Origin of the sequence: Pseudomonas sp. RGM2987, from assembly GCF_022952855.1 — a bacterium.
Classification (GTDB): Bacteria; Pseudomonadota; Gammaproteobacteria; order Pseudomonadales; family Pseudomonadaceae; genus Aquipseudomonas.
On the sequence record NZ_JALJDX010000187.1, the window covers coordinates 16,106 to 36,145 of the forward strand.

The window sequence follows — 20,040 nt, forward strand, 5'->3', positions numbered from 1 at the left end:
CGGCTTTTACACGGACTGACGATTGCCGCTCACGTGAGGTGGCGACTGGCGGCGACAAACTGGTCATAGAACGCCAGCGCGGCCAGGTTCTTGTCCTTGGCCTCGAGCATGATGTCGAAACGGTCCAGAAACAGCAGCGCGTACTCGTTGGTCCAACGATTCCACATTTGTGAACTGTGGCCATACAGATCGCGCTTGGAGACCACCTTAAGCAAGGCGTCCATTTCCAGGGGCTGGTCGGCGTCGAACCCCAACGCTTGCAGGCGCTCTGGCGGTTGTGAGTAGTGCATGGTGGGCCGGACCCCGCGCCAACTCTCAAGGATGCGTTCGATCCGTGGCGAGTCGGGCGCAATATAGTCGCCCTCGTTGATCCAGCAGTGGTGAATATCCAGCACCACGGGCGCGAGGTCTGCCAGTTGCAGGCAGTCATCCACGCCATAGGTTTTTTCCTCGTTCTCAAAAGTAATGCAATTACGCGTCACTTCCGAAAGCTGCGGCCAGATTGAACGGATCCCCTCGCCGCCCAAGCGCCCGGCGATATGTACGTTGCATTTGAAATCCTGAAAGCGCCGGCCGAAGCCCATCATTCTGATCATGTCGGCGTGGTATTCGAACTCGGCAATACTGTTTTCCACCACTGCCGGCTTATCCGAACCCAGTACGCAGTATTGACCCGGATGAAACGACAACCGGACGTCCGCCGAACGCGCCAAGTCGCCAATCGCGGCGAAGCGATCCTCCAGTTGTTGCCGGACCACTGGATCCTGATAGAACCCACGCACTTTGGGATGACTATAGAACGGCAGCAAATCGCTGCTCAATCGCAACATGCGCAGGGTAGGCGGGAGATCGGCAACATAGGCGATCAAGCGCAACTGGGCGTCGAGGTTGTGCGTGACAATCTCATTCAACTTATCGCCGGCAACGTGCGGCGCCACACTGTCCATCCAGCGCAACGTGGTAGTACGAGGGTTGAACGGTCCCTCGATCACTTTCAGTTCGCTGATGGAAAGGCCTCGCTCGGGATGCCGGTATTGGCAAGCGAAGCCGATTCGGGGATGCGTCATGGGAGGTCCTGGCCGTGATGGGATATGGGAGATAGACCCCAGGGGCGGCCAGTCGTCCCTTCGCGTCAGGGACTGCTCGTTATTGAGTCAGCTGTCTGTTCTGGCAGTCTGGGACAACGTCTCTTTCAGCGCCTCGGAAACCAACGCCACCAGAATAGGCCCGGCATTTTTTTGCATGTAGCCCCCCACTTCCGCTTGCCGTTCCTTCACCTTGGGTGCGTATTTCGAGCGACGCCCTTCAGAGGCCAGGGATGCCAGTTCCTCTTCGGAAAACGATCTTTCATAGGCTCGTGCCAGGCTCTCATCCCACTTGGGCTGGTACTTTGGCAACAGCGCATTGATTTCGTCAGAGACGGCGCTGTTGGCACTGGCATTGCCCACCTTTGCGGCAATCGCGGCATAGGTAGCGGTGCCCTTTGCCGCCAAAAGCGCAAGGGACGCAAGTTTTTTACCCAAGTGTGCCTGGGTTACCAATGTACGAGCATCATCAAGCGGCGACGCGTCGGCCAGACCGAGGCTGGAAAACGCGATAAGCGTGGTGAATGCGACGACGGACGAAATCCTTTTCATTTCTTCATTCCAAACGGGGAAGCGATGGGTTTTAGCTTAGATTCATGGGTGGAGCTGCGCCACTTGCACGCGCCAGCTAGCCAACGGCCCAATGTTCCCATACAGCCTTTTTTCAGACACCAAAAACCACAAACCCCCGACTTTCTCTAGGAAAATCAGGGGTTTGTGTTTGCAGAATGTGGCGGTGAAGGAGAGATTCGAACTCTCGATACAGTTTCCTGTATACACACTTTCCAGGCGTGCTCCTTAAGCCACTCGGACACTTCACCGTATCTCGACAAACTGTTCAGTCTGTCGAGGCGCGCTAATGTAGTCGAAAGCTTTTCCGATGGCAAAGGTTTTTTTCAGAATTTTCATGCGGTTAAGGTAGCCAGCGTTTCAAACGAGCCGGGGCATGGCAAACCGGCCAATCTTCGGTGACTCTGGCGCTGCGCTTATGGATAGAGGCGTGGCGGGATGGGCGGGCCAAGCCGTTTGGGAAGGCACGGGCTGACCGATGAGTCAGTCACGGTGCTTTACCTGCCTTGCGGTGGTGGGTAACGTCTGCGTCAATTCTCTAGAAGGAAATAGCGTCATGAGCGACCTGATTGCTTACCATCTCGAAGACGGTATCGCGACCCTGACCTTGAATAATGGCAAGGTCAACGCCATCTCGCCGGATGTGATTGCCGCGTTCAACGCTGCGCTGGACCAGGCGACGGCGGATCGGGCGGTGGTGATCATTACCGGGCAGCCCGGGATTCTGTCCGGCGGCTACGACTTGAAGGTCATGACTGCCGGCCCCAAGGAAGCGGTGAACCTGGTCACGGCGGGCTCGACGCTGGCCCGCCGCCTGTTGTCACACCCCTTCCCCGTTATCGTCGCCTGCCCCGGACACGCCGTGGCCAAGGGCGCGTTTCTGCTGCTCTCGGCAGACTACCGCATCGGTGCGGACGGGCCGTTCAGCATCGGCCTGAACGAGGTGCAGATCGGCATGACCATGCACCACGCAGGCATCGAACTGGCCCGTGATCGCCTACGCAAATCGGCGTTTCATCGCTCGGTAATCAACGCCGAGATGTTCAACCCGCAGACCGCCGTGGATGCCGGCTTCCTCGACAAAGTGGTGGCGGCCGAAGAGTTGCAGGATGCAGCCCTGGAAGCCGCGCGGCAGTTGAAGAAAATCAACATGACCGCCCACAAGAACACCAAGCTGAAAGTGCGCAAAGCCCTGCTGGAGACGCTGGATAACGCGATTTTGCTGGATCAGGAACATATGGGCTGAGGCCCAAGACTGGCACGAACCCCGTGGCGAGGGAGCTTGCTCTCTCTCCACGGGCTGCGCAGCGGCCCCATAAGGCTTCAGCAGACTTGGCCTGATATCGCGGTGGATGATTTCAGGGCTGCTTTGCAGCCCGGCGGGAGCAAGCTCCCTCGCCACGGGCTCAGTGTGCTACCAAGTCAGGTCTCGGTGGCGGCACTTTCCTACAAGTAGAGTGTAATAATCAGCGACCGCTCTAGCTCGCTTCTGACACGTCACTGCGAAACATACGCTTAAACATCGTCCATCTCCTACCTCTATAGGGACAATTGCCGAAAACAGTGCACATCCGTACACTGCGCCACCTTTTGTCCCGATGGGGCCTGTAGATGCTGTTTGTACTGCGTATGTCGTTGATGGGCCTGCACTTTGTACTAGCGGGTGTGCTGGGGATCATCCTGGGTCTGTGCCGACCGTTCAATCCGGACAACAGCCGTTTATGCGCACGGCTGTACGCACTGCCCGCCATGTGGATTTTGCGCCTGCGAGTAAAGACCGACGTCGGCACGTTGCAGAATATGCCCCAGAGCTGCGTGGTCATTGCCAATCACCAGTCCAACTATGACCTGTTCGTGTTCGGCAACGTGGTGCCGCGCCGCACCGTCTGCATCGGCAAGAAGAGCCTGAAATGGGTGCCGCTGTTTGGGCAACTGTTCTGGTTGGCCGGCAACGTGTTGATCGACCGGGGCAATGCGATCAAGGCGCGCCGGTCGATGTTGACTACCACGCATACATTGCAACATGAGGACACCTCGATCTGGGTGTTCCCCGAAGGCACACGCAATCTAGGCGGGGAACTGTTGCCGTTCAAGAAAGGCGCGTTCCAAATGGCGATTGCCGCCGGCGTGCCGATTGTTCCGGTGTGTGCCAGCAATTACATCAAACACATGCGACTCAATCGCTGGCGCAGCGGCGACATTCTCATACGCTCGTTGCCGGCTATTCCTACAGCGGGGCTGACCGTGGATGACATGCCCCAGCTTATGGCCCAATGCCGCGAGCAGATGCATGAATGTATTGAGGCGATGGATCGGCAGTTACTGGGCATCAATACGAGCCACTCATAAGGGCCGCTTCGCAGCCCAGCGGGAGCAAGCTCCCTCGCCACGGGTTGATTCCGGTCGCCTTTACCGACGAACTCCAAAGATTTTGCTGACTCTCAAGCAGCAGGGCACGCTAAGCTGAACCGTGCCTGTCACTGCCATTTCCAAGAAGAAGTGAATCACCACCATGGGTAGAGTCGTTGCTGCTGCGGTTTACAGCGCCGGTAAGAAAGTCACCAATATCACCCTCGACGAAGGCAGCGCCTGGGCTGCCAAACCTGGACATTTTGTCTGGATCGGCCTTGAGGAGCCCAACGCCCAGGAGCTGACCAACCTGCAGCGCCAGTTCAATCTGCATGAACTGGCGATTGAGGACGCGATGGAGAAACACAGCCGTCCCAAGCTGGAAACCTTTGGCGACGCGCTATTCATCGTCACGTACTCGCCGATCCGCAAGGATGGCAAACTGCAATTCATTGAAACCCATATCTTCGCCGGCAAGGGCTACATCATCACCGCCCGCAACGGCCACTCCGCGTCCTACGCCCATGTCCGACAACGCTGTGAGGCGCGTCCGCTTCTGCTGGAGCATGGGGAAGATTTCGTACTCTATGCCATCCTCGATTTCGTGATTGAAAACTACCAGCCGATGGGCGAAGCCATTCATGCCGAGATCGATGAGCTGGAGCATCACGTGCTGTGCAGCGCCTTGAACGAACGGGACATCCAGAATCTGCACAGCCTACGCCGGGATGTACTGCGCCTGCGCCGCTATGCAGCGCCGATGGTGGAGATTAGCGAAGAACTGCAGAAGTTGAACTTCCCCTTTATCGACAAGAACATGCGCCCGTATTTCCGCGACGTGCAGATTCATGTCACGCGGCAGATGGAAGACCTGACGACCCTGGCGGACATCGCCAGCCAGACCATTGAAGTCGGCGTGCTGCTCGAGGCGTCGCGCCAGAGCGTAGTGCAACGCAAGTTTGCCGCATGGGCCGCGATCCTGGCGTTTCCGACGGCTGTTGCCGGGATCTACGGGATGAACTTCCAGGACATGCCGGAGTTGAGTTGGCACTACGGGTATTTCACGGTGCTGGGGGTGATTACCGTGGGGTGCACCGCGCTGTGGGCCAGTTTCAAGCGGTCGGGATGGTTGTAGGTGGACTTGAGCCTGCTGGCGTTGCGTTGACCGCTATCGCGAGCAGACTCGCTCCCACAGGGATTTGTGGCGAATGCAGCCGTTATGAACGCTCGCTCGCCCTTGTGGGAGCGGGTTTTCTCGCGAAAGCGTCGGGTCAGTCAGTATAAATATGTCTGATCCACCGCCTTCGCGAGCAAGCCCGCTCCCACAGGGGAGCGAGGTTTGTTCAGGCCTGTGGTTGGTGGGCGACAAAGCGCATCATCCATTCGGCTACGGTCGCACCGTGATGTTCCTGATCGAGGCTCGCCACGCCCTGGCTGTAGATCTGTTCGCCGAGGTGTTGTTGGCGAATTTCCAGCAAGGCCCTGGAATAATCGTGGATGAATTCCGGATGCCCCTGGAAGCACAGTACTTGGTCGTTGATGTGGTAGGCGGCGTACGGGCAGAAATCGCTGGAGGCGATGACCGTGGCGTTTTCGGGTAATTCGGTGACCTGGTCCTGATGGCTGATCAGCAAGGTCAGCTCCTCCATCACCGGGCTCATCCATGGCGCCTTGGCGGCCATTTTATAGCGATGGGTGCCCACGCCCCAGCCTTGGCTGGCGCGCTCGGTCTTGCCGCCCAGCAGCAACGCCAACAGTTGATGACCGAAGCACACGCCCAACAGCTTGTCGCCCCGTTGGTAGCGGTCGAGCAGATAGGTCTTGAGGGTTTGAATCCAAGGGTCGGTGCCGAATGAATCGGCCTTGCTGCCGGTGATCAGATAGGCGTCGAACTGCTCGTCATCGCTGGGGTAGTGCCCTTGCATGACGTTGTACACCTCAAATTGAGCGGCGATGGGCTGCTGGGAAAACAGCCGCTGGAACATCTGCCCGTAACCCTGATATTGATCGACCAGTTCCGGACGCAGAATATCGGTTTCCAAAATGCAGATGCGTAGCGACATAAAAAATACCTGACACGATGATGGGAATATTGCACACCCCAGAGCCTGCCTTGAAACACGGTCCCAAGGCAAGCCCCTCCCAAGCGGTCAGAACAATTGCTGCCTCGCAGCCTTCTCCTGCAACAAGGACGGCGGCAGGAAGCGCTCGCCGTACTGCTCGGCCAGATACCGGGCCCTGGCGATAAAGTCCCGCAGGCCATACTGGTTGATGAATTGCAACGCACCACCGGTCCAGGCCGCAAAGCCGATGCCGAAGATCGAGCCGACGTTGGCATCGGCCGTGGATGTGAGCACGCCCTCCTCCACGCAGCGCACGGTCTCCAAGGCCTGGATGAACAGCAGCCGATCACGGATATCCTGCGGTGCGATTTGTCCATCAGCCTTCTCGAAGCGGCTCTTGAGCGCCGGCCAAAGATGTTTTTGCCCATCGGCCGGATAGTCATAGAATCCCGCGCCCGCTGCCTTGCCTGGGCGTTTGTATTCATTGAGCAGCAAGTCGATCACCGCGAACGCCGGGTGCTCGGTCGGTAGTTTCCCTTCTGCTTGTAGGTCCTTGGACGTTTGTGTGCGGATATGGCTCATTAGGCTGAGAGAAACTTCGTCAGAGACCGCCAGAGGTCCGACCGGCATCCCGGCCTTGCGCGCTTCGGTCTCGATCATTGGTGCGCTGATACCCTCGCCGAGCATGGCGATGCCTTCGTTGATGAACGTGCCAAAGACTCGCGAAGTAAAAAAGCCACGACTGTCGTTTACTACGATGGGCGTCTTGTTGATCTGCAGGACAAAATCGAAACCCCGGGCCAACGTCTCGTCGCTGGTGCGGGCGCCCTTGATGATTTCCACCAGGGGCATTTTTTCCACGGGGCTGAAAAAGTGCAGGCCGATAAACCGGGTCGGGTCCGCCACCGCCTCGGCCAAACCGGTGATGGGCAAGGTCGAGGTGTTGGAGGCGAGCACCGCCTCAGCGCCTGCCACGGCTTGGGCAGCAGCCGAAACCCTGGCTTTCAGGACGCGATCTTCGAACACCGCTTCGATGATCAGCTCGCAGCCAGCCAGGTCGGCGTCGCTGTCGGTAGGGTGAATCCGAGTCAGGATGGCTTCACGTTGCTCGGCGTTGAACTGGCCGCGGGCGACCTTCTTGTCCAACAGCGCTGCCGCACGCGCCTTGCCCTTCTCGGCGGCGGCCAGATCGACGTCCTTGAGCACCACCGAAATGCCGGCCACGGCGCTGACGTAGGCAATCCCGGCCCCCATCATGCCCGCACCGAGGACGCCGACTTTCTTTGTCAGATAAGGCGCCAGGCCCTGTGGGCGAGAGCCGCCGGCCTTGATCTGGTTGAGCTGGAACCAGAACGTGCCGATCAGGTTTTTCGCCACCTGGCCCGTGGTCAACTCGGTGAAATAGCGGGTCTCGATCAAATGCGCGGTGTCGAAATCCACCTGGGCGCTCTCCACCGCAGCGCAGAGGATTTTCTCCGGAGCCGGCAGGCAACCCTGGGTTTTGTTACGCAGGATCGAAGGAGCAATCGCCAGCATCTGCGCCACTTTCGGATCGGAAGGTCCGCCGCCCGGAATCCGGTAGCCCTTGGTATCCCACGGTTGCACGGCGCCGGGGTTAGCCAGGATCCAGGCCCGGGCCCGGGCCAGCAGTTCATCGCGGTCCTGCGCCAGTTCATCCACCAGCCCCGCCAGCAACGCCTGTTGCGGGCCGACCTTCCTGCCCTCGAGCAGATAGGGCAAGGCTTTTTCCAGACCCAGCAGACGCACCATTCGCACCACCCCGCCGCCGCCCGGAAGCAGGCCCAGGGTGACTTCCGGCAGCCCGATCTGCACCGATGACTGATCCAACGCCACACGGTGATGACAGGCCAGGCAGATCTCCCAGCCACCGCCCAAAGCCGCGCCGTTAATCGCCGCTACTACGGGTTTGCCCAAGGTTTCCAGGGCGCGCAGTTGCGCCTTCAGGCCCAGGACCATTTGATAGAACGTCTGCGCCTCGGGCTTGCCGACCTTGACCAACTCATTGAGATCACCGCCGGCGAAAAAAGTCTTCTTGGCCGAAGTGATGATCACACCGGCAAGCGAATCCTTTTCTGCCTGCAGACGGGCAACGCAGGCCGCCATGGCCTCGCGATAGAGCGCATTCATGGTGTTGGCGCTCTGCCCCGGCATGTCGAGCGTCAGGACAACGATCCGGTCCTGGTCGATGTGGTAATGGATGGCATCGGTCATCAAATAGTTTCCTTCAAGTGCGGGCTCAGAGGCGTTCGATAATGGTGGCGATGCCCATGCCGCCGCCGACACAGAGCGTCGCCAGGCCATAGCGCAGGCCACGCACCTCCAACTCATCGAGCAGGGTGCCAAGAATCGCGCATCCCGTAGCGCCCAAGGGATGGCCCAGGGCGATGGAACCACCGTTGACATTAACTTTGTCGGGGTCGATGGCCATGTCCTTGATGAACTTGAGCACCACCGAAGCGAAGGCTTCGTTGACTTCGAACAGATCGATGTCCTCCACCCGCAGCCCGGCCTTGGCCAAGGCTTTGCGCGTGGCGGGCGCAGGGCCGGTAAGCATGATGGTCGGATCGGTACTGGTAACGGCCGTGGCGACGACCCGGGCCCGGGGTTGCAGGCCCAACGCACGGCCCTTGGCTTCGGAGCCGATCAACATCAGTGCCGCACCATCGACGATGCCGGAGCTGTTGCCAGGCGTGTGCACGTGATGGATCCGTTCGACATGGCTGTAGACTCGCAGCGCCGTGGCGTCGAACCCCATCTGGCCCATGGCTTCGAAACTCGCCTTGAGCTTACCCAGGCCTTCGAGTGAAGCATCGGCACGAATGAACTCGTCGTGCTCCAGCAAAACGATGCCGTTCTGGTCCCGTACGGCGACCAGGGATTTGTCGAACGATCCATCGGCCCGGGCGCGTGCGGCTTTCTGCTGGGAGTGCAGCGCATAGGCGTCGACGTCCTCGCGACTGAAGCCTTCCAGAGTGGCGATCAGGTCGGCACCGATGCCCTGGGGAATGAAATGACCGTGCAGGTTCGATTGCGGATCCAGCGCCCACGCGCCACCGTCGCTGCCCATGGGCACCCGGGACATGGATTCGACGCCACCGGCCACCACCAGGTCCTCGAAGCCGGAGCGCACTTTCATCGCCGCCAGGTTCACCGCTTCCAGGCCCGAGGCGCAGAACCGGTTGAGCTGCACGCCCGCGACACTGACATCCCAGTCGGCCACCAGAGCCGCAGTCTTGGCGATATCGGCGCCCTGCTCGCCCACTGGCGTTACACAACCAAGTACGATGTCATCGATCTGGCTGGTGTCCAGGTCCATCCGCTGCTGCAAGGCGCTGAGCAAACCGGCCGCCAGGCTGACCGGCTTGACGCTATGCAGCGCGCCATCAGGCTTGCCCCTGCCCCGGGGAGTGCGTAGCGCATCGAAAATCAAAGCTTGGGTCATGACGTCCTCGAACCTGGGGTAATGCATGCCTCCAACCATAAGCCCAGCGGCGTTGGGTTCAATGACCGCAGTGCTCAATGACATTGACAGCCACACTCAGACGAACGGTAGCGAGCTATCGGGTTAACCGTTTCAGGAGGGCAAGCTGTCTAGCAAAAGGGACTCCAAGCAGCTGGCAATAGGCCTCATGCCTTTTTCATGGAGATAAGTTCGATACTGATATGAATTGGTTCTAAGCCAATGCGGCTGGGGCCCCTAATGTATTCCTAGTACAAGAAAAGTCGTCGGGTTTTGCCGAGGCGCTTGTCGAACAGGAAGTGCAACGCCAGCCATCACGGATATGCAGGCTGGCCTCAGGAAATAACAATAAAGGCGGGTCAGCCATGTTCAAACATTCGAAAGTTCGCCAAGCCGGACTCATTCTCTTCGCCACGACGCTGCTGTTGATTTTGCCGAATATTCCCAAAGTGATCGGCTGAAAACTGCGCGCGGGCGCCAGCACTGAAAGGGTGCCTTCAAAAATGTAACGGGTCTGCTGTTCGAGCCGAGGTGGCTGTGCCAACCTTTGCGGCACTCCCAAGACATGGAAGGCAAACTACTTGAAAGCTCTCATTGTGTTCGGGGCGCTGCTGCTCAGCGCGCCCTTGTCTGCCGCACAGCTGGTAATGGAGCTGGGCGCGAATACGCGTACCTGGCAAACCGAGGAACTGCTCAAACATCCTGAAGCCCGAACGGTCCGGATCGCTGATGACGTTTCCTACAAGAAGCCGATGACCTATCGCGCCGTGCCGCTGACGGCACTGCTGGCGGGCGTCCAGCCGAACGAACACCTGCAAGCCGTTGCGCTGGACGGCTTCGCCGCCGAGATGCCCGCTGCGCCGCTGCTCAACAAAAGCGGCGCCCGTGCCTGGCTGGCAATCGAGGACCCGGCCAAGCCCTGGCCGTCCCTCGGTGAAGGCAAGCAAAGCGCCGGGCCGTTCTATCTGGTCTGGACCGATCCTCAGGCAGGGCATATCAGCCCGGAACAATGGCCCTACGCCGTGGCGAGCATCAAGCGCTTGTCTGCGGTGGCAGAACGCTTCCCTGCCCTATTGCCGGCTCCTAACATGGCGAAGGACGACCCGGTCAACAAAGGCTTCGCACTGTTTCAGAAAAACTGCCTGGCCTGCCATCGGCTCAATGGCGCTGGCGACGCGCAGTTCGGCCCCGACTTGAACGTACCGTTCAATCCCACCGAGTATTTCTCCGGTGACTTCCTCAAGCGTTATATTCGTGATCCGCAAGGCCTGCGCCACTGGCCCCAAGGCAAGATGCCAGGTTTCTCGGAAGCCGTGCTGCCAGATGCCGAGCTGGATCTGCTGGTGGGGTACTTGAAACATATGGCGGGGCGCAAGCAGCCGTTGGGGCAATGACCGTGCTGGTTGTGGCCCGTGCTTTTTGTGGCGAGGGAGATCCCGCAGCCTGCGATGAGGCTGCGCTGTCGCGCAGAGAACATGCCGATAAATCGGCAAATAATTTATCTTTAAAATCAATGAGATAAATTTTGTTCTATAAGAGCTTGCTCCCGCTGGGCTGCGCAGCAGCCCCTTGAAACCTTGCAAGTGCTTCGGCCCTGAAGCGCCAGCCCGGTCGAGCGGGAGCAGGCTCCCTCGCCACATAAGCGCCCTGTTCAGGAGATTATTGCTGCTGCACCTTGATCACCGGAGCCGGTGTCTCGACCACTTTGGCGTGCATCTGCTCACCACCACCGCCGCGGCGCATGCCACGCACCGGGCAGGCGTCAAGGTAATCCAGGCCGACGGCCAGTTTCAGGTGGCGCTCCGGACGGGCCAGTTGGTTGGTCACGTCGAAGCTGTACCAGGCGTCACCGAGCCAGGCTTCAGCCCAGGCGTGGCTGGCCAGGTGCTCGCTCTGCTCACTGAACAAATAGCCCGACACGTAGCGCGCCGGCACTCCCAGGCTGCGGGCGCAGGCCAGGAATGCGTGGGTATGGTCCTGACAGATCCCGCGACGGCCGGCAAAAGCCTGGGCGGCGCTGGTCTCGACGTCGGTGGCGCCGGGGGTATAGACCATGTGCTGGTTGAGCCCATGCATCAGGTCGATCAGTGCCGTGCGGTCACAACGCTGCCTGCATTGCTGGTTGGCGAAGGCCCGAAGGGCCTCGTCTGCCTCGGTCAGATGGGTAAAGCGCAGGAACGGCAGCGCCGACTGGCTTTCATGCTCGGCTTCCCGGGACGGATCAATGTCCACCCGTCCCCGGGCGCCGATGATGACCGTCTCATGGGGCTCGTCCAACGTCAGTACATGCAGGATATTGCCGAACGGATCCAGTTGCGCCCGCACCGGCCTTGGCAAATCGAGTTGCCAGCTCAGCACGTGCTGGCGTTCGCTGTCGTGGGGTGTCAGGCGCAGGTACTGGATGCTCGCGCGAACCTGGTCTTCATAGTGGTAGGCCGTTTCATGGCTGATCGAGAGTCTCATATGACCTCCAGGTAGGAACTGTGAATGGCATTGCCCAGTTCGCGGACCAGTGGGATGAATTCGGTGAGCCAGGCGTGCAGGCCACCGTCGAGTATTTCGTTGATACCGGTGTAGCGCAGGCGTGCGTCCATTTCCGCCGCCAGGCGTTGGGCCTGCCGGCCATTGGTGCCCGGCAGGCTCGCGAGGATCTGGTCGATTTCTTCGGTACAGGCGCGCAGCGAGCGCGGCACGTCAGCGCGCAACAGCAGCAGCTCAGCCACATGGCGAGCACCTGGGGCGTCACGGTAGATCTCGGTGTAGGCCTCGAAGGATGACAAGGCTCGCAGCAAGGCGCTCCACTGGTAATACGCATGGGCCGTGCCGTCGCTGACGGCGTCGGCCTGGTCACCGGCCATTTCGTAACGGGCGTCGAGCAGGCGCAGGGTGTTGTCGGCTCTTTCGATGAAAGTGCCCAGGCGAATGAACCTAAATGCGTCGTTGCGCATGATGGTGCCGTAGGTGGCGCCTCGGAACAGGTGCGAGCGTTCCTTGATCCACTCGCAGAAACGGCTCATGCCGTAGCGATTCAAGCCCTGCTCGGCAATGTCGCGGATTTCCAGCCAGGTGGCATTGATGTTTTCCCACATGTCGGCGGTGATTCGCCCGCGCACCGCGTGGGCACTGGCTCGCGCCGCGCCAAGGCAACTGTAGATGCTGGCCGGGTTCGCGGCTTCCAGGGCAAAGAACTGCAGCAGTCGCTCGGCGTGCAAGTCGCCGTGTCGTTCACGGTAGTCTTCCAGCGTGCCGGTAATCAGCAGTGGCATCGCCAGTTCGTGCAGACCGTCGCCACGCCCATCCTGAGGCATCAGCGATAGCGAATAGCTGATGTCGAGCATGCGAGCGAGGTTTTCCGCGCGTTCCAGGTAACGCGACATCCAGTACAGGTCAGAGGCGGTTCTACTCAGCATCGCTTGTTTCCTTCAATCCTCGACCACCCACGTATCCTTGGTGCCGCCACCTTGGGAGGAGTTGACCACCAACGAGCCTTCGCGCAACGCCACGCGGGTCAGGCCGCCGGGCACCACTCGGGTTTCCCGGCCCGCCAGCACAAACGGGCGCAAGTCGATATGGCGCGGGGCAATGCCGCTCTCGACAAAAGTCGGGCATGTCGAAAGTGACAGCGTCGGCTGGGCAATATAGGCGTGTGGCTTGGCCTTGATCCGCTCGCGGAAGGCATCGATCTGCGCTGTCGTCGCGGCAGGCCCCACCAGCATGCCGTAGCCGCCGGAGCCCTGGGTTTCCTTGACCACCAGACTCGGAAGATTCGCCAGCACGTGGGAAAGTTCAGAGGGGTTGCGACACTGCCATGTCGGGACGTTTTTCAGGATTGGCTCTTCGTCCAGGTAGAAACGGATCATGTCGGTGACAAACGGATACACCGACTTATCGTCCGCCACGCCGGTACCGATGGCATTGGCGAGCACCACGTTGCCGGAGCGGTAGGACGCCAGGAGCCCCGGCACCCCGAGCATCGACTGCGGATTGAAGGCCAGTGGATCGAGGAAGGCGTCGTCCAGGCGACGGTAGATCACATCCACTGCTTTTGGCCCGTCGGTGGTGCGCATGAACACCTTGTCATCGCGCACGAACAGGTCGGCCCCCTCTACCAGTTCCACGCCCATTTCACGAGCCAGGAAGGCGTGCTCGAAGAACGCGCTGTTGAAGCGCCCGGGGGTGAGCACCACGACGCTGGGGTCATCCAGCGGGCTGGCGCTTCTCAGGGTGTCGAGCAGCAGGTTCGGATAGTGGTCGATCGGCGCGATGCGCTGGGCGGCGAACAACTCGGGAAACAGGCGCATCATCATCTTGCGGTCTTCGAGCATGTAGCTGACGCCGCTGGGGGTACGAAGATTGTCTTCGAGCACGTAGTACGTGCCATCGCCATCGCGCACCAGGTCGACCCCACAAATGTGCGCGTAGACGTCCCGGTGCAGATCCAGCCCCTGCATCGCCAGCTGGTATTGCTCGTTGACCAGCACCTGCTCCGCCGGAATGACCCCGGCGCGGATGATCCGTTGTTCGTGGTAGAGGTCGGCCAGGAACATGTTCAGCGCCTTGACCCGCTGGATGCAGCCGCGCTCGACCACCCGCCATTCGCTGGCAGGGATGCTACGCGGGATCGTATCGAACGGGATCAGGCGCTCTGTGCCCTGTTCGTCCCCGTAGAGCGTGAAGGTAATGCCGGCGCGGTGAAACAACAGGTCGGCTTCGCGCCTGCGTTGGGCCAGGAGCTCGTCGGGCGTCTCCGCCAACCAACGGGCAAAGGCTCGGTAATGCGGACGGACCTGGCCGTTGGCATCGTACATTTCATCAAAACCCGTGCGGATCATGCCGTACTCCTTGTCACCCTGGCAGCAGCCGTCGCAAGGCCCGTGCCATCGGCATAAACGCTTTATGATCAACGGGTTGGTTTTTCTACTGATCGGCTACGCACCCTTGTTGTGCAGCCAATGCCCCACTCCGCCGCCCCCGCTTCATTGCGACGCAGGGGAGTCGCTTCCCTGAGCATAGTCACGGAAAAACGACCCAGGCGGATTTGGATACAGTTAGCTACAAAAGCTGGGGGCTTGCGGGGTATATCTGGCATGTATGAAAACGGCCGACCCGAGGGTCAGCCGTTGCGGTGTGGCGAAGGTGAACGTCAGGCCTGCAGGCGCCGGATCTCTTGCTTGACACCCCAACCTTCAATGACGCCACCCAGGGGTTCGACGACGGCTTCAAAGTCTTGCTCAAAGTCTCCTATGTCGTCGTAGGTGGCGTACATCACCCGGCTCAGTTCCAGCGACCAGGCCCCGTCGTCCCGTGCACTGATTTGCGCATTCAGCGATTCTCCCCGGAAATGCCCTGCCGCCCTGCGCGCCCGCTCCTCGTCCGGGAAAATGGCGTAGAACTCGATGGGATGGAATCTGGAAAAATCGAACCCGCCTTCTTTCATGCGGCGCAACACGCTGGTGCTGATGTCTTCTTGATAGGCTGTGCTCATGAAACGTCCTCCTAAAACCCAATGGATAGACTTTCCTTCTTCCCGGGCAGGCAACCGGTGGGCTGCACGCGATACGGCATCAAATGACCGTCGGGACACAAGCATGTAGCTGACAAGACCGGACCTTGGCGATCCTCTTCGCTGATCTCAACTGCAGAGTAGCCGCAAGTGATCGCTGCTGCCAAGCGAGGCCAGCCAAGGTTTTCATGAAATCGGTGTAATGCTGATGATCTCGATGCTGTGCTGGGCCTTGAGATTCTTGACTGTCGGCTCTTCGGTCCGACCCTCCAGGTCATTGAGATCCAGTTTGGCGGGCACCGGCAGGAGCCTTTCACGAATCAATTGTGCCGCCTGCTCCATCGTGGGCTCCTGGTCATAGTCGAATTGCTCGGCGATGGCTTCGCCGTGATCATCCACGAAAGTGATTTCCCACTTCTGCATCGGTGTCTCCTTGATCAATTCAGGGCCTGGCTTACCCTTATCTCGACATTGAGGGCTGATTATTCGTTCCGCCGGGTTGGCGGACGGCACACATGAAAAGACCGCCTCGCGGGCGGTCTCGGATACTGACTTGGCCGTTTATTTTTCGGCACGTTCCTTCAGCTCTTTCAGGGTGTTGAACGGGGCATCCACGACGAACTTGTTAGCCAGCCAGGACGGTACATCGCCACCGGGCTCGGTATGGACTTGGTAGGTCACTTCGATCTGGTCCGCCCCCTTGGGCGCGAACTTCCAGAAACCGTCAACCTGGGTCACCCGCACGAATCCCTTCTCCTCCGGCAGGTAGGTCGGTACGCCCTTGAGGTGGCGGGTCAGGCTGCCATCGGCGCCCTGTTCGGTGGTGACTTCCAGCACCGAGTCCCGGGAGGTGACCGGCCAGGGTGTGTTGAATTGAGTGTAGGTCCAGCTCTTGTCGCCTTCGTGCTTGAGCAGCTTCTGGCTCTTGCACTCATGAATCCAGGCACAGGCGCCAGGCACGTCTTCTTGCAATGCCCGCAGCTTTTCCATGGTGGTCTTCATGACCGTCACGCCACGGTAAGCCTTGTACTTGGAGCCGGGCACTTCAGTGAGGGATACCTTGATACCGTCCTTCTCCTTCGCGACCTGCCAGTCCTCTGCCTGGGCGGTGGCCGTCGCCAATAGCACGGTCAACCCACACAACACAGCCATACGATGCAGCGAACCCATAATTTTTTCCTTATTGTCCAAGTTCGATCATTTCAATTGCGGTCATTGACCATCATGCCGCCGTGACTTGCTCCCACCAGCCGATCAATCGGATAGCCTCCTCACTGCTGCTGCCGCAGACCTCAAAGTCGGCCTCGAATGCCGAGCACACCGCCGGACGCTCCGGCTGGCCGAAAATCCGGCACAAGTTATCGACCGACAACTGTACGCAACGTTCTCCCGCCGGCTTGCCTTGGGGCATCCCGGGGATGGGCGAGCTGATGGAAGGGGCGATGCAGCAGGCGCCACAGCCTTCACGGCATTTCATGACGACGACATCCTCACGACAGGTACGATTAGTAACGGGACACAGAGTAACGGCTAAAACACTCGTTTTAAATTACCGCCCGGGTGTTTTTTCGCTTGAGGCCCGGTGACCGAACAGTCAGCGACGAGCTGCATCCATGCTGAAGCTTTACTGCTTGAACTCGAAATCCAGCGCCGCCCCTTCCACCTCGTTGCGCTCCTGATTGCGCAGGGGCAGCTGCATCTCGTTGCTCAGCAGCCGACCGTTGAGCTGGAATGGCCCGGGCTTCTGGCCGAACATGGACGGTAACAGGGGTTCACGCTTGGGCAAGGGCACTTTACCCGGCGGCTCAAGCTCCTCGACCATATCGTGGGGCAGGCTCAAGTCCAGCTTGGCCGGGGGCAACGGGGTCTTGGCGACCTCGTGGGCGGATTTACTCTTGGAGGCAATGGGGGCGCGTTTTTTCTTCGCGGGGGCGGTTTTCTTAGCGGGCGTCTTTTTGGCCGTTGTCGCTTTTTTCGGCGCCTCCTTCGTGGCGCTGGCGGTCGGTTTTTCCTGCGCTGCAGCGGCCGAGACACCTGCGCAATGGAAGGCAGTCAATAAACCGATCAAAACCCAGGCGGCGGGAGCAATGGCTTTCATAAATACAACGGCAGTCATGACAGAGATGCCCATGCTCGCCTGATAATGAGGCGCTGACAAGCACCTGGGGCTAAGCCTCTGATTCTTAAAAAATTCCGTTGGCCGTCTCCTGGCACAACTGAGTGGCCAGTAACCCCAGTGTCATCAGCGCCCGCTCTGCCTCGCGGTTCCAGGGCGTGCCGCAGTTCAAGCGGATACAGTGGTTGAACTGCTCGGTATTACTGAAAATCAGCCCGGGCGCGATGCTGATGCCCTGCTGCAATGCCCGCACGTGCAGCTCCTGGGTATTGACCCGCCCCGGCAGGCTCACCCACAGGATGAAGCCTCCGGTGGGACGACTCATCTGCGTGCCTTCAGGGAAGTACTGCTGCACCGCCAACTGGAAAGCACTGAGGTTCTTGCGGTATTCCTGGCGGATATAGCGCAGATGCCGGTCATAGCCGCCGTTTTCCAGGTACGCCGCAATGCCCATCTGGGTGACGCTGCATGCCGAGTGCGTGCTGAAGGTCTGGAGCCGCTGGATTTCCTGCTGGAATTTGCCGGCGATCATCCAGCCGATGCGCACACCCGGCGACAAGGTCTTGGAAAAGCTCGAACAGTAGATGACCCGGTCCAACCGGTCATAGGCCTTGAGGGCCTTGGTGCGCCCCTGCTCAAACATCAACTCGCCATAAATATCATCCTCGACGATCTGTATGTCGAAGTCCGAAGCCAGGCGCAGCAATTGCTTCTGCCGCTCTTCCGGCATGGTGCCGCCAAGGGGATTACTCAGGCGCGTGGTCAGTACCAACGCCTTGATCGACCATTGGTTGGCTGCAAGCTGCAGCGCCTCAAGGCTCATACCGGTGACCGGGTCGCTGGGGATCTCGATGACCTTCAGGCCCAGCAGATCCGCCAGTTGCAGCAAGCCGTAATAAGTCGGTGACTCGGCGGCGATCAGGTCTCCGGGCCGGGTCAGCACGCGCAGGGACATTTGCAGGGCGTCGACGCAGCCGTGGGTGATCACCACTTCGGAAGGGTCCACCACCACGCCGGCATCGCGCATGCGAATCGCCACCTGGCGCCGCAACGGCTCGAAGCCCGGACTGAACATGTAGCTGAATGCCCGAGGGCTGTGGAAACGAGTGACCTTGGCCAACTGCTGATGCAATGCCCGCACCGGCAGATAGTCAACGCTCGGCACCGCCGCTCCCAGGGGGAACACCCCTTCGCGCCGCGACTCGACCAGTACCTGCTGAATGATGCTGCTGCGCGTCACCAGCCCCGGGCGCTCGACCCGTGCGATGTCCGGTGTCGGCGCCGTGAGGGCCGGTGTCTGGTGCACGTAGTAGCCCGATTGCGGTCGTGCGCGAATCAGCCCCTGGTCTTCAAGGTTCGCATAGGCCTGCAACACCGTGGCATGGCTGACGTTGAGCTGCGAACTCATCTTGCGCACCGAAGGCACGCGTTCGCCGGGCTGATACACACCGCGCCGGATATCTTCAGCCAGCTGTTGTGCAATACGTTGATAGAGCAGGAGGTTGGTCATGACGCAGCACTCGATTTCACGGGCATATTATTCTTGTCGGAAACGATACCGGAACAGTTTAGAAGTGTACTGGGACAGTTGCCAGATTACTCGACCGTACAGTGCAGTGACAGCCCCAACTGTACCCATTGTCCAACGCCAGTTCGAAAAAAAACCCGGCGCCGTTCAAAGGGCCGGGTTTTCCAGTGACGCACCCCTCAGCGGGCCGCGCCGAGCTGGCCTTTTTCGTCGGAGAACACGATTTCAACCCGGCGGTTTTGTGCCCGACCACGCTCGCTAGCGTTGACGTCTACCGGATATTCGTCACCGTAGCCTTCGACGTGGATGCGCTTTTCGTCAATCCCCAGGTCCACCAATACATCCGCCACCGCCTGAGCACGGTCGCGGGACAGTTTGAGGTTTTCCTGCTTTCCGCCGGTGCTGTCGGTGTAGCCCTCGATGCGCACGACGCGCTTGGGATTGAGCTGCAGGAACTGGACGATCTTGAGCACGACCCGATTGGCCGAGTTCTTCAACTCGGCTTCGCCGGTATCGAACAGGACGTCGCCGAGGGTCATCACCAAACCCCGATCGGTCTGGGTGGTGGCCATCGCCATGATCTGTTCTTCGAGCCACTTGCCCTGTTGCTGCACGCTCAGCAATTTGGATTCACGCAGGGCCAATTGCAAGCGCTGGCGCTCCAGCTCCAGCTTCGCCGCACGCTCTTCGTTGAGCACCTGGTTGCTGTGCTCTCGGGCGATCTCACTGTAGCGCTGGCTCAGGTAGGCGTAGTGCTGCACATCCTCACCGCTGCCCCAGTACGTGGACAAGCGATCGGCACGGGCCAGGGATTCGCCGGCACGAATCACGTCCTTGGGCGCGGCACGCAAGACATTGGCGTCTTCCTTGACCTTCTGGAAGCTTGCGCTGGCCTGCTCCAGCGCCGCTTCGCTACGCTGGCCGGCGCAGCCATACAAACCGCTCAATCCAACGAGGACCAGGCCGCCCAGTACATGGGAGTGCTTCATTGGGCATCCTCCCGCAGCTGTTTGCGCAGGCGCTTGATACGGGTATCGAGCACGTTCAGTTGCTCTTGGCTCTTGAGCGTCAGCACTTTGGCTTCCGCCAGGCGTGCATCCAGCTCGGCCTGTTCGGCGCGCATGCGGGCCTTTTTGTAGGATTCGTCAGCCATGTTCGATTTGGCCCGCGCAAATTTTTCCTCGGCCAGTTTCAATTCAGGCACTTCGTCGGCATTGGCGCCCACGGCCCGGGCTTGTTCCAGCGCCTGTTCGGTCAGGCGGATCTGTTCATTCGGCGCCGGATCGGCTGCGCAGCCCGCCAGAGCCAGAACGGCCAGGGCAGCGAAAAGAGGTCGAATAGTCAC

At 59.9% G+C, this 20,040-nt stretch carries 20 protein-coding genes and 1 tRNA gene; 4 read left to right on the forward strand and 17 right to left on the reverse strand.

The genetic code is table 11. The features are described 5' to 3' along the window. Positions 1-29: 29 nt before the first annotated feature. The 3 genes from uvsE to RGM2987_RS12345 form a co-directional block, all read right to left on the reverse strand. Positions 30-1,067 carry a UV DNA damage repair endonuclease UvsE gene (gene uvsE / locus RGM2987_RS12335; protein WP_245141368.1) on the reverse strand — a complete coding sequence of 346 codons (1,038 nt, stop codon included), beginning with the start codon at positions 1,065-1,067 and terminating at the stop codon, positions 30-32. An 87-nt stretch (positions 1,068-1,154) separates the two neighbouring features. Continuing rightward, on the reverse strand, positions 1,155-1,637 hold the full coding sequence (locus RGM2987_RS12340; RefSeq protein WP_245141370.1) for a hypothetical protein: 483 nt from the start codon (positions 1,635-1,637) through the stop codon (positions 1,155-1,157). Positions 1,638-1,816: 179 nt separating this feature from the next. Continuing rightward, a tRNA-Ser gene (locus RGM2987_RS12345) sits at positions 1,817-1,906 on the reverse strand. A gap of 305 nt (positions 1,907-2,211) precedes the next feature. Here RGM2987_RS12345 and RGM2987_RS12350 point away from each other — a divergent pair. From RGM2987_RS12350 to RGM2987_RS12360, 3 genes are all read left to right on the forward strand, one after another. Then, positions 2,212-2,901, forward strand: coding sequence for a crotonase/enoyl-CoA hydratase family protein (locus RGM2987_RS12350; protein WP_245141372.1), 690 nt, complete (start codon positions 2,212-2,214; stop codon positions 2,899-2,901). Positions 2,902-3,266: 365 nt separating this feature from the next. Continuing rightward, on the forward strand, positions 3,267-4,004 hold the full coding sequence (locus tag RGM2987_RS12355; protein WP_245141376.1) for a 1-acylglycerol-3-phosphate O-acyltransferase: 738 nt from the start codon (positions 3,267-3,269) through the stop codon (positions 4,002-4,004). A 163-nt stretch (positions 4,005-4,167) separates the two neighbouring features. Next, a complete protein-coding gene (locus tag RGM2987_RS12360; RefSeq protein ID WP_245141379.1) occupies positions 4,168-5,139 on the forward strand; it encodes a magnesium and cobalt transport protein CorA in 972 nt (323 codons plus the stop codon). A 208-nt stretch (positions 5,140-5,347) separates the two neighbouring features. On the opposite strand, the gene RGM2987_RS12365 is transcribed toward RGM2987_RS12360, so the two are convergent. The 3 genes from RGM2987_RS12365 to RGM2987_RS12375 form a co-directional block, all read right to left on the reverse strand. Continuing rightward, a complete protein-coding gene (locus RGM2987_RS12365; RefSeq protein ID WP_245141381.1) occupies positions 5,348-6,067 on the reverse strand; it encodes an amidotransferase in 720 nt (239 codons plus the stop codon). 87 nt (positions 6,068-6,154) lie between these two features. Beyond that, complete coding sequence (locus RGM2987_RS12370; RefSeq protein WP_245141383.1) at positions 6,155-8,299, reverse strand: 3-hydroxyacyl-CoA dehydrogenase NAD-binding domain-containing protein; 2,145 nt, start codon at positions 8,297-8,299, stop codon at positions 6,155-6,157. 25 nt (positions 8,300-8,324) lie between these two features. Next, entirely contained in the window at positions 8,325-9,530 is a 1,206-nt protein-coding gene (locus RGM2987_RS12375) for an acetyl-CoA C-acetyltransferase (protein WP_245141385.1), read from the reverse strand. Positions 9,531-10,129: 599 nt separating this feature from the next. Here RGM2987_RS12375 and RGM2987_RS12380 point away from each other — a divergent pair. Next, positions 10,130-10,942, forward strand: a complete 813-nt coding sequence (locus RGM2987_RS12380) for a cytochrome c (RefSeq protein ID WP_245141388.1) — start codon at positions 10,130-10,132, stop codon at positions 10,940-10,942. Positions 10,943-11,207: 265 nt separating this feature from the next. Here RGM2987_RS12380 and RGM2987_RS12385 read toward each other — a convergent pair whose 3' ends face one another. The 11 genes from RGM2987_RS12385 to RGM2987_RS12435 form a co-directional block, all read right to left on the reverse strand. After that, positions 11,208-12,011 (reverse strand): transglutaminase family protein, encoded by an 804-nt coding sequence (locus tag RGM2987_RS12385; RefSeq protein ID WP_245141390.1) that lies wholly within the window; start codon positions 12,009-12,011, stop codon positions 11,208-11,210. Then, positions 12,008-12,958 (reverse strand): alpha-E domain-containing protein, encoded by a 951-nt coding sequence (locus RGM2987_RS12390; protein ID WP_245141392.1) that lies wholly within the window; start codon positions 12,956-12,958, stop codon positions 12,008-12,010. Before RGM2987_RS12390 ends, RGM2987_RS12385 begins: the two co-directional genes overlap by 4 nt. Before the next feature lie 12 nt (positions 12,959-12,970). Continuing rightward, on the reverse strand, positions 12,971-14,380 hold the full coding sequence (locus RGM2987_RS12395; RefSeq protein ID WP_245141395.1) for a circularly permuted type 2 ATP-grasp protein: 1,410 nt from the start codon (positions 14,378-14,380) through the stop codon (positions 12,971-12,973). A 311-nt stretch (positions 14,381-14,691) separates the two neighbouring features. Beyond that, a complete protein-coding gene (locus RGM2987_RS12400; protein WP_003179463.1) occupies positions 14,692-15,033 on the reverse strand; it encodes a ribonuclease E inhibitor RraB in 342 nt (113 codons plus the stop codon). A gap of 204 nt (positions 15,034-15,237) precedes the next feature. Continuing rightward, entirely contained in the window at positions 15,238-15,474 is a 237-nt protein-coding gene (locus RGM2987_RS12405) for a hypothetical protein (protein WP_245141398.1), read from the reverse strand. A gap of 138 nt (positions 15,475-15,612) precedes the next feature. Continuing rightward, positions 15,613-16,221, reverse strand: a complete 609-nt coding sequence (locus tag RGM2987_RS12410; RefSeq protein ID WP_245141401.1) for an START domain-containing protein — start codon at positions 16,219-16,221, stop codon at positions 15,613-15,615. A gap of 52 nt (positions 16,222-16,273) precedes the next feature. Beyond that, entirely contained in the window at positions 16,274-16,528 is a 255-nt protein-coding gene (locus RGM2987_RS12415) for a YkgJ family cysteine cluster protein (protein ID WP_245141403.1), read from the reverse strand. Between the two features lie 147 nt (positions 16,529-16,675). After that, on the reverse strand, positions 16,676-17,149 hold the full coding sequence (locus RGM2987_RS12420) for a translation initiation factor 2 (protein ID WP_245141445.1): 474 nt from the start codon (positions 17,147-17,149) through the stop codon (positions 16,676-16,678). An 85-nt stretch (positions 17,150-17,234) separates the two neighbouring features. After that, the gene (locus RGM2987_RS12425; RefSeq protein ID WP_245141405.1) at positions 17,235-18,677 is read right to left on the reverse strand and encodes a PLP-dependent aminotransferase family protein; all 1,443 of its coding nucleotides are present in this window, start codon (positions 18,675-18,677) and stop codon (positions 17,235-17,237) included. Positions 18,678-18,874: 197 nt separating this feature from the next. After that, positions 18,875-19,684, reverse strand: a complete 810-nt coding sequence (locus RGM2987_RS12430) for an OmpA family protein (protein WP_245141408.1) — start codon at positions 19,682-19,684, stop codon at positions 18,875-18,877. Continuing rightward, entirely contained in the window at positions 19,681-20,040 is a 360-nt protein-coding gene (locus tag RGM2987_RS12435) for a DUF4398 domain-containing protein (protein WP_042732091.1), read from the reverse strand. The genes RGM2987_RS12430 and RGM2987_RS12435 overlap by 4 nt, the downstream gene beginning before the upstream one ends.

What these genes read in the sequence shown, in the direction of transcription:
- uvsE (WP_245141368.1), bottom strand. Translation starts at nt 1,067, where the DNA reads ATGACGCATCCCCGAATCGGCTTCGCTTGCCAATACCGGCATCCCGAG.
- RGM2987_RS12340 (WP_245141370.1), bottom strand. Translation starts at nt 1,637, where the DNA reads ATGAAAAGGATTTCGTCCGTCGTCGCATTCACCACGCTTATCGCGTTT.
- RGM2987_RS12350 (WP_245141372.1), top strand. Translation starts at nt 2,212, where the DNA reads ATGAGCGACCTGATTGCTTACCATCTCGAAGACGGTATCGCGACCCTG.
- RGM2987_RS12355 (WP_245141376.1), top strand. Translation starts at nt 3,267, where the DNA reads ATGCTGTTTGTACTGCGTATGTCGTTGATGGGCCTGCACTTTGTACTA.
- RGM2987_RS12360 (WP_245141379.1), top strand. Translation starts at nt 4,168, where the DNA reads ATGGGTAGAGTCGTTGCTGCTGCGGTTTACAGCGCCGGTAAGAAAGTC.
- RGM2987_RS12365 (WP_245141381.1), bottom strand. Translation starts at nt 6,067, where the DNA reads ATGTCGCTACGCATCTGCATTTTGGAAACCGATATTCTGCGTCCGGAA.
- RGM2987_RS12370 (WP_245141383.1), bottom strand. Translation starts at nt 8,299, where the DNA reads ATGACCGATGCCATCCATTACCACATCGACCAGGACCGGATCGTTGTC.
- RGM2987_RS12375 (WP_245141385.1), bottom strand. Translation starts at nt 9,530, where the DNA reads ATGACCCAAGCTTTGATTTTCGATGCGCTACGCACTCCCCGGGGCAGG.
- RGM2987_RS12385 (WP_245141390.1), bottom strand. Translation starts at nt 12,011, where the DNA reads ATGAGACTCTCGATCAGCCATGAAACGGCCTACCACTATGAAGACCAG.
- RGM2987_RS12390 (WP_245141392.1), bottom strand. Translation starts at nt 12,958, where the DNA reads ATGCTGAGTAGAACCGCCTCTGACCTGTACTGGATGTCGCGTTACCTG.
- RGM2987_RS12395 (WP_245141395.1), bottom strand. Translation starts at nt 14,380, where the DNA reads ATGATCCGCACGGGTTTTGATGAAATGTACGATGCCAACGGCCAGGTC.
- RGM2987_RS12400 (WP_003179463.1), bottom strand. Translation starts at nt 15,033, where the DNA reads ATGAGCACAGCCTATCAAGAAGACATCAGCACCAGCGTGTTGCGCCGC.
- RGM2987_RS12405 (WP_245141398.1), bottom strand. Translation starts at nt 15,474, where the DNA reads ATGCAGAAGTGGGAAATCACTTTCGTGGATGATCACGGCGAAGCCATC.
- RGM2987_RS12410 (WP_245141401.1), bottom strand. Translation starts at nt 16,221, where the DNA reads ATGGGTTCGCTGCATCGTATGGCTGTGTTGTGTGGGTTGACCGTGCTA.
- RGM2987_RS12415 (WP_245141403.1), bottom strand. Translation starts at nt 16,528, where the DNA reads ATGAAATGCCGTGAAGGCTGTGGCGCCTGCTGCATCGCCCCTTCCATC.
- RGM2987_RS12420 (WP_245141445.1), bottom strand. Translation starts at nt 17,149, where the DNA reads ATGAAAGCCATTGCTCCCGCCGCCTGGGTTTTGATCGGTTTATTGACT.
- RGM2987_RS12425 (WP_245141405.1), bottom strand. Translation starts at nt 18,677, where the DNA reads ATGACCAACCTCCTGCTCTATCAACGTATTGCACAACAGCTGGCTGAA.
- RGM2987_RS12430 (WP_245141408.1), bottom strand. Translation starts at nt 19,684, where the DNA reads ATGAAGCACTCCCATGTACTGGGCGGCCTGGTCCTCGTTGGATTGAGC.